Source organism: Mesorhizobium sp. M7A.F.Ca.CA.001.08.2.1 (assembly GCF_003998455.1).
Classification (GTDB): Bacteria; Pseudomonadota; Alphaproteobacteria; order Rhizobiales; family Rhizobiaceae; genus Mesorhizobium; species Mesorhizobium ciceri.
Window position 1 is genome coordinate 1 of record NZ_RZPW01001165.1, and the last position, 1,277, is coordinate 1,277.

Below are 1,277 nucleotides of genomic sequence, written 5' to 3' on the forward strand. Positions count from 1 at the left end.
GGTGACGGCAGCCCTTTCGCTGGCGGTATTCACCGTCATTGTCGGCGTCGGCCAGATGTTCGTCATCACGCTGGGACCAGGCAATGTCGACCTGTCGCTGCCGGCCAATATCGGCCTTGCCAGCGCCGTCGCGATGAAGGTGATGGACGGCAACGATTCCATGATCGCGGTCGGGCTTTTGGCGGCACTTGCCTGCGGGGCGGCGATCGGCGCCGCCAACTACCTGCTGATCTGGGCGCTGCGCATCCCGCCGATCATCGCCACGCTATCGGCCAGCTTCATCATCCAGTCGATCGACATCAGCTATGGCCGCGGGCTGCAGATCAAGCCGCCGCCGGGCTTCGCCGATTTCGCCAACTGGCAGGTGCTGGGCATTCCGGTGCTGGCGATCCTCACGGTATTGTTCACCGTCGGCGCGGCCATCGCGCTGCAGCGTATGATCTATGGCCGCTCGGTGCTGGCGATCGGCCAGAACATTCGCGCGGCGTGGCTGGCCGGTGTCAATGTCGGCCGCATCCGCTTCCTCACCTACACGCTGTCGGGCGCGCTCGGCGGCATCGACGGCGCGCTGCTCGCCGGCTATTTCCGCGGCGCCAATGTCGACATTGGCAACGAATACCTGCTGGCCTCGATCGCCGTCGTCGTCATCGGCGGCACGTCGGTCGCCGGCGGCAAGGCCAATGTCCCCGGTGCCTGGGGCGCGGCTTTGTTCCTGGTGCTGCTTTTGACCATGCTCAACACGTTTGGGGTGAGCGCCGGGGTGCGGTTGCTGCTGACGGGGCTGATCATTGTCGGGGTGATCACGGCGGCGGGCGGGCAGAAGGCGCTGCGGTAGCCTCCGCCTTCGTCGTCCCAGACACCTTCAAGGCCTGTAATCATTGTGCCAGGCCGACATCCGGTTCCCTTCGACGTTATGGCGCTGTAAATCCCGTTCGCGTGGCCACGGCCGCTGAATAATGCTGGGAGGTTTGCGTGTCCGATTTTGTGAAGGTCAGCCGCGACGGCGACGTTGCCGTCGTCACCATCGACAATCCGCCGGTCAACGCGCTGAGCTTCCATGTCCGCGAACCGCTGATGCAGGCGCTGGTCGAATTGCGCGACGATGCGTCGGTTGCCGCCATCGTCATTGCATGCGCCGGCCGGACCTTTGTCGCCGGCGCCGACATCACCGAGTTCGGCAAGCCGATGCAGCAGCCCGAACTGCGCGCCATCGTGGCGACGCTGGAAACCATCGCCAAGCCGACGGTCGCAGCCATCCACGGCACCGCGCTCGGTGG

2 protein-coding genes are annotated in these 1,277 nt (G+C 65.4%); both read left to right on the plus strand.

Annotated features, from left to right (window positions below):
- Nucleotides 1-835 (plus strand): ABC transporter permease (locus EN914_RS35845; protein ID WP_164779187.1); only part of this gene is annotated, 835 nt, incomplete at its 5' end.
- Between the two features lie 137 nt (nt 836-972).
- A partial coding sequence (locus EN914_RS35850) for an enoyl-CoA hydratase/isomerase family protein (protein WP_164779188.1) occupies nt 973-1,277 on the plus strand: 305 nt, incomplete at its 3' end.